Source organism: Rathayibacter sp. AY1F2, from assembly GCF_002930885.1.
Taxonomy (GTDB): Bacteria; Actinomycetota; Actinomycetes; order Actinomycetales; family Microbacteriaceae; genus Rathayibacter.
In genome coordinates this window covers 1-6,190 of record NZ_PSVG01000040.1, presented here as the reverse complement: position 1 = coordinate 6,190, position 6,190 = coordinate 1, and the positions used below count along the sequence as shown (strand labels likewise).

The window sequence follows — 6,190 nt, the reverse complement described above, 5'->3', positions numbered from 1 at the left end:
GACCGGCTCGCGCCGGTCCCGCCCCTCCTCTTCTCCCACTGCTGCACAGGAAGGCCCGACCATGACCACCACGACCACCGCACCCCGCCCCGCCCACCGCTTCGACCCGTACCAGGAGGACCCGACGCTGCGAGCGGCCGAGGTCGCCGTCGACGCCGCGGCCGCGTCCGGCGACGCCGAAGCGACCGCCGCCGCAGCGCGAGCGCTGATCGTCGCCGCGGCCGCCTACGGCTGGCCCACCGCGACCGCCCTCGTCTTCAAGTACGAGACGACGGGCCCCATCGCCCACGTCTGGGGACTGTGGAAAGTCCTCGACGCCGACCGCCAGGTCCTCCGCGAATGGGACGAGGAGCCCGGCGACATGACGGACGAGTCCGAGGAGGAGCTGATCGCCCTCGACCTCATCAGCAACCGCCGCGCGACCCTCGACTACACCGACTTTGGAAAGCCCATCGGCTCCACCACCCTGATCCTCCACACGCTCGCGCTCTGAGCGCGCGCCGCGGGCCGACCCGAAACGGGCCGGCCCGCACGAGGGGGAGAGCCCCCTCGACCCCCCGGCCACGCGCGTGGAACGGCCACCGACGCTCGAGCGGTAGTCAGCGGCGAGGACGCGGCTTGTACTTCTTCCCCGCCCGGATATTCCGGTTCTCGATCACACCGACCACCGCCAGGCCGGCCGCTACGGCGACGATCAGCACCCACCCGAGCACGTTGAACCACTCACCGGTGAACGCCGCGTACGTCTGCTCGCCGGCGATCGCGAAGAGCATGAACGACAGCCCGAACCAGACCATCCCGTTGCTGATCAGCGCAGCACGCGCGAGCTTGGTCCGAGGCTTCGACATGCGCCCACCCTCCCACTGGATCCTGGACGTGTCCACGGCGATGCCGCAGACAGATCTTCCAGCCTGATCGAGGTTTATTCGTCTTCGTCGTATTCCGGCGCTTCTAGATTTTCTTCAGCCGCTTGGCGCACCGCGGATTCCTTCTCCTCTTCGGTGACGGTCAGACCAGATGCCCAATCGGAATTCACCGGAAGATCGAAGCGGAGAATCGCGTAGGCATGCTGAAGTGGCTGGTCGTATCGGAACAAGCCCTCCGAGGTCTTTCTGATGAGAGCGCTTCGTTCCGGTAGTTGAAGCTTGCGAAGGTACTGTGTCAAGTTGCCTGCGGGGTACTCCGAGTGACTCTCTCTGATTCGCGCATAAATCTCGGCATGAGTGGCGCCGCGCTCCGGAAGAGACGCGATAGCGCGCAGAATGATAGCGTAGTTGTGATACTTTCGCGTTTGCGTGACTTCTAAGGCCTTGTCGAAGTCGGCTTTCATGACTCCGCTTCTCGTGCGTGAGTAAGCGCCCTTCGCTTGCTCGAGAGCCTGGTGCGTGACCCCAATAGGAGTGGCAGCCGTCTCCCGGATTCCGAGCGCGATACAACACTCCCGCGCGAGCGCATGCGTGATGCTGGCGACGCCTACCGAGTGGGCGATAATTCGGGAGCGAACGGTCGAAAAATCAACGTTCAACAGCTCTTTTGCCATGTCGAGCAACACGCCGAGCTCGTCGTCCCTCAGCGGCGGTATCCGCACATCCGCGAGGCGACCGCTCATGTTGGAGGGCGCCCGCAGAATGTCCCCTGCCGTTTCGGCCACGCCGAGGATAATTATTCGCAGGTCCTCGAATCGAGGTGACTCGTCGCTGAATACCTTCATCGCGTCAGCCAGCTTCGCTCGTTCGGCCGCGGATACCTTGTGAACATCTTCGATCATCCACACAAGTTTTTTTGCGCCAAGACGAGGCGCCAGCATTTCCGCCGTCAACTGAGCGGAGACTACTCGACTGTACTCGTCGCCACGTGTTCCCTCGAACGACGCGTTGCCACTAATTGTGACAGGGGACTGGGACCCGCCGATCTCGACACCTGAACTTGTCGACCTAGTTTCTTGCGTACTCTCGCTCGATCTGATCATTGCGCCGATCTGCTCGAAAGCGGACGACAAAATGTCATCGTAAGTCGTTGTTGAGGTGCAGCGCGTGGTGATGAACTCTTGCTCTCTAGCTTTTAGGACGTTAGAGACGAGTGAGCTCTTACCTGCACCCGACTCGCCCCACACTAGAATTTGCGTGCCCGGATCATCAAGGAGGCTATTGAAATCGCTTTCTTGCTGCGGTCTATTTACGAAGCCTTTATTAGCTGGCCGACCTGGGGTGAAAACCTCTTTGAGCTGATAGGTCCGTGTTGGAGCCGGGCTCAGCGGAGCGTCCTCAGTCAACCAATTCCAAAGTTTCTTTCCCCAGCCCATGCGGCTCACTGTAGCGACCCGCCAGGGGTGGCGGGCCCGGCGTTGCGCCGACTTGTTGCCCGAGCGTCAGGCGGGCTGGACGCTGCAGCGCGGATCGCCGCCACCGCACGTCTCGACGGCCATCGTCAGACCACACTGTGACCATGACGTCAGTAGAAGTACTCAACGCGCGCCCACGCGACGAGGTCCAGATGGAGGTGCTGTTCAGCTCGGGGTGGCCGGCGTTCATCTCCGCCGACCGGCTCGCGGAGGAGTACCTGCCGCAGGTGCGCGAGCGGTTCACCCGGTTCGAGCTCGTGGTCCTCGATGAGGAGGTGCCGGTCGCTGCGGGCTGGGCGGTGCCGATCCGGTGGGACGGCACCCGCGAGGGATTACCCGCGGGGTACGGCGACTCGCTCCGCCGGGCGCTCGAGGAGGAGGGCGAGGCGACGACCCTCGTCGTCTGCAGCGCGCAGGTGCACCCGGATCGGACCGGCGCCGGGCTCGCCGGGACGCTGCTCGGTGCATTCCGCGACCTCAGCGTCACCGCCGGCTACGACCACGTGATCGTGCCGCTACGCCCGACGATGAAGCCGCGCTACCCGCTGACCCCGATTGACGTCTACGCGGCGTGGATCCGAGAAGACGGGCTACCGCTGGACCCGTGGCTGCGCACGCACGTGCGGATGGGCGCGAGCGTCCTCGACGTCGCCCCGCGGTCGCAGGTGATGACCGGCACCGTCGCCCAGTGGGAGGAGTGGACCGGGATGGCCCTGCCGAAGTCGGGGGAGTACGTCATCCCAGGCGGTCTCTCGACGCTGCACGTCGACCACGACGCGGACGAGGGAATCTACGTGGAGCCGAACATCTGGGTGCAGCACCGCTGACCAGTGCGCGGGGCTGTGGAAGCATCGACCGCATGAAGGTCGAGCCTTTCGAGCTGCCCGAGCTGACCGGGCCGAGACTGCATCTGCGAGCCTGGCGCGCATCAGACGTGCCCGCCGTGCAGGAGGCGTCGAAGGACCACTACATTCCGACGATCACGACCGTTCCGACGACGATCCATCCGGGCGAAGCGCTCGCGTTCGTGGAACGGCAGAGCGCCCGCATCCGCGACCGGTCGGCCTACGTCTTCGCCATCGCGGACGACAGCGACTCCGCGGTCGGGCACATCGGCCTCTTCCCCCTCAGCACCGCCGGCGCGCGGGCGAGCATCGGCTACTGGGTGCTCCCGTCACAGCGCCGCCGCGGCTACGCCGCGGAAGCGCTCGAGATCCTCACCGCCTGGGCTCGCGAGCTCGACGCCCTCGACCGACTCGAGCTGTACGTCGAACCGTGGAACACCGGATCCTGGCGTGCGGCCGAGTCGGCCGGCTACGAGCGAGAGGGACTGCTCCGCAGCTGGGAGCGGATCGGAGGCGAGCCCCGTGACATGTTCATGTACGCGCGACTCACGACGGCCCGCCAGTCGGCGGGGTCTCCGCTTAGATGACTGTCCCGTAGGGGGATCCTCTACCGAACGGTGCGGGGAGGACGCACGTTGCTCTTACTGGTCGAGCCGTCGAGCGAAGTGATGGGCGGTGATGTCCATCCGTTCGCGCAGGTAGAAGCGATGCGCCTCGAAGCGTTGCACGCCGGAGTCGAGCTCGATCGCGCTGCACCCCAGTTCCCGACCGCGCTCCGCCAGCGCGGTTAGGAGTGCCGCACCGTGGCCGTGGGATCGCTCGGCGGCGGCGGTGGACAGGTCATCGATGTAGAGCTTCCTGATGGCGCTCGTGTTGACGACTACTCGCCAGCCGGCGACAGCCACGCAGCGATCGTCTTGCAGTAGAGCGGTGAAGCGGAGACCTTGGGGCGCGCCTTCTCGCAGTACCAGCTCGAGCAATTCGTCAGTGAGATGGGGCCGCAGCTCGCGGAGGACGGGAAGAGCGGCCGCCCACCGCGCGTCGCCGGGCTCTAGATCAAGGATCACGGCGAGTAGACTAGCGCTCGCGTCGTCCCGTACGGAGCTGGTCTAGTGAGCGTCCGATAGGGGATCCCTAACCGGACCACGAAAAGTGCAGAACCAGACCCAACCGCTCGCGGTGCACGCATAGTGCCCTAGAATGCACTCATGGGTACTTCAAGCGAGCTGCTGGCTGTCGCGATCGGTGAGCGCGTGCGCCGCGCCCGGCAGGCGCGGAAGTGGACACTCGATCGGCTTGCCGCCGACGCGGAGGTCAGTCGCCGCCAGCTCGTGAAGGTCGAGCAGGGCGAGACCAACCCCAGCATCGCGACCCTGGTGGCACTGAGTGACGCGCTCGGGATCGCCGTGTCCGAGCTGGTCGAGGCGCCGTCGTCGCACCTGGTCAAGGTCACCCGCGACGGTCAGGCCGCGCAGCTCTGGACTGGAAAGAACGGCGGCCGGGGGCTGCTGGTGGCCACCACCCGACCCCCGGACCTCGTGGAGCTGTGGGAGTGGGAGTTGGCTCCCGGCGATCGACACGTCAGCACGGCGCACACGCGGGGAACGCGCGAGCTGCTGCACGTGCACGAAGGCACCGTGGCCCTCACGGTCGGAGAGGACGAGTTCCAGCTGAGCCCGGGCGATGCGATCACCTTCCCCGGCGACTCCCCTCACATCTACGCCCACGCCGGCGACAGCACCGCACGGTTCTCGCTCTCGGTGTACGAGCCGAACGCCGGCGCAGGCGATACCACCCAGCGCCCTTCACCGAAGGCCGCATCATGCGATGACGACCCCTCAGACACCGGGATTTGACCCGGGCTCGATCCCCGACACGGCAGCCGTGTCGCCACACCGATCCCACCCCTGAACGACGTCCGGAGAGTCATGCGCTTCTCGAGAGTCGCAGCCGCGCTGCGCCCGACCCGCCCTGAGCTCGTGCTCATGGCCATCACCGCCCTCTGGGGCGCGACGTTCCTCGTCGTGCACGTGGCCGTCACCACGACCGGTCCGATGTTCTTCGTCGGGCTGCGCTTCCTCGCGGCCGCGGCTATCTGCTCCCTCGTGTTCCGCTCCGCCCTCCGGAAGATCGGCCTGGCCGAGCTCGTCGCGGGCACCGCCATCGGAGCCGCGATCTTCCTCGGCTACGGATTGCAGACGTTCGGCCTCCAGACAGTCAACAGCAGCACCTCCGCGTTCATCACCGCCCTCTGCGTGCCGCTCGTCCCGTTGCTGCAGTGGGCGGTGCTCCGCCGCCGGCCGAGCGGCCTCGCCCTGGCCGGAACCGGACTCGCCGTCATCGGCCTCGTCTTCCTCGCCGGCCCCTCCGCCATCTCCGTCGGCCTCTCCGTCGGCGAGATCGCGACGATCGCCAGCGCGTTCGCGTTCGCGGCCGAGGTGATCCTCATCGGCGCGTTCGCCGGCCGGGTCAATATCGCCGGCACGACGATCGTGCAGCTGTTCGTCGCCGGGGCGCTCGGGCTCGTAGCGATGCCGATCACCGGGGAGCAGATCCCGGAGTTCTCCTGGGTGTGGCTAGGCGCAGCCCTGTTCATGGCGGCATCCAGCGCCGCGATCCAGTTCGGCATGAACTGGGCGCAGCGATCCGTGTCTCCGACCCGCGCGACCATCATCTACTCGGGCGAGCCCGTCTGGGCCGGCATTGTCGGCGCCGCCGCAGGCGAACGCATCCTCATCACATCCCTCGTCGGCGCCGCCTTCATCGTCGCCGGAGTCATCGTCAGCGAACTCCGGAGAACACCGGAGCGTGAGCACAAGGTCGAAGTCGGAGCGCATCACGCCAGCGATGACGCCGCCACCACTCCGATCAACAGCGAGAGCACGACCGAAGAGCCGTTCCGGTAGGGGATGGTCGACCGGACGGCCGGTAGGGGTCGTTCTCACATGCTCGTCCGCGCGGTCGACGTGAGGAACGGGGTGGTTAGTACCGGCGGATAGAGACG

At 66.3% G+C, this 6,190-nt stretch carries 8 protein-coding genes; 5 read left to right on the top strand and 3 right to left on the bottom strand.

What is annotated here, in order from left to right:
- Nucleotides 1–61 precede the first annotated feature (61 nt).
- On the top strand, nucleotides 62–493 hold the full coding sequence (locus C5C54_RS17155; RefSeq protein ID WP_104288869.1) for a hypothetical protein: 432 nt from the start codon (nucleotides 62–64) through the stop codon (nucleotides 491–493).
- Between the two features lie 106 nt (nucleotides 494–599).
- On the opposite strand, the gene C5C54_RS17150 is transcribed toward C5C54_RS17155, so the two are convergent.
- Together C5C54_RS17150 and C5C54_RS17145 are read right to left on the bottom strand one after the other, a co-directional pair.
- Nucleotides 600–848, bottom strand: coding sequence for a hypothetical protein (locus tag C5C54_RS17150; RefSeq protein ID WP_104233598.1), 249 nt, complete (start codon nucleotides 846–848; stop codon nucleotides 600–602).
- Between the two features lie 74 nt (nucleotides 849–922).
- The gene (locus tag C5C54_RS17145) at nucleotides 923–2,302 is read right to left on the bottom strand and encodes an AAA family ATPase (RefSeq protein WP_104288868.1); all 1,380 of its coding nucleotides are present in this window, start codon (nucleotides 2,300–2,302) and stop codon (nucleotides 923–925) included.
- A 143-nt stretch (nucleotides 2,303–2,445) separates the two neighbouring features.
- Here C5C54_RS17145 and C5C54_RS17140 point away from each other — a divergent pair, with 143 nt between their 5' ends.
- A complete protein-coding gene (locus C5C54_RS17140) occupies nucleotides 2,446–3,168 on the top strand; it encodes a hypothetical protein (RefSeq protein WP_104288870.1) in 723 nt (240 codons plus the stop codon).
- Between the two features lie 32 nt (nucleotides 3,169–3,200).
- Nucleotides 3,201–3,773: a GNAT family N-acetyltransferase gene (locus C5C54_RS17135; RefSeq protein ID WP_104288867.1), complete on the top strand. Its 573-nt coding sequence runs from the start codon at nucleotides 3,201–3,203 to the stop codon at nucleotides 3,771–3,773.
- A 54-nt stretch (nucleotides 3,774–3,827) separates the two neighbouring features.
- Here the strand turns inward: C5C54_RS17135 and C5C54_RS17130 are convergent, their stop codons facing one another.
- On the bottom strand, nucleotides 3,828–4,253 hold the full coding sequence (locus C5C54_RS17130; protein ID WP_104235057.1) for a GNAT family N-acetyltransferase: 426 nt from the start codon (nucleotides 4,251–4,253) through the stop codon (nucleotides 3,828–3,830).
- 141 nt (nucleotides 4,254–4,394) lie between these two features.
- Between C5C54_RS17130 and C5C54_RS17125 the strand changes: the two genes are divergently transcribed.
- Both C5C54_RS17125 and C5C54_RS17120 read left to right on the top strand, forming a co-directional pair.
- Complete coding sequence (locus tag C5C54_RS17125; protein WP_104288866.1) at nucleotides 4,395–5,042, top strand: helix-turn-helix domain-containing protein; 648 nt, start codon at nucleotides 4,395–4,397, stop codon at nucleotides 5,040–5,042.
- Nucleotides 5,043–5,114: 72 nt separating this feature from the next.
- Nucleotides 5,115–6,092 carry a DMT family transporter gene (locus C5C54_RS17120; protein ID WP_104288865.1) on the top strand — a complete coding sequence of 326 codons (978 nt, stop codon included), beginning with the start codon at nucleotides 5,115–5,117 and terminating at the stop codon, nucleotides 6,090–6,092.
- Nucleotides 6,093–6,190: the final 98 nt, after the last annotated feature.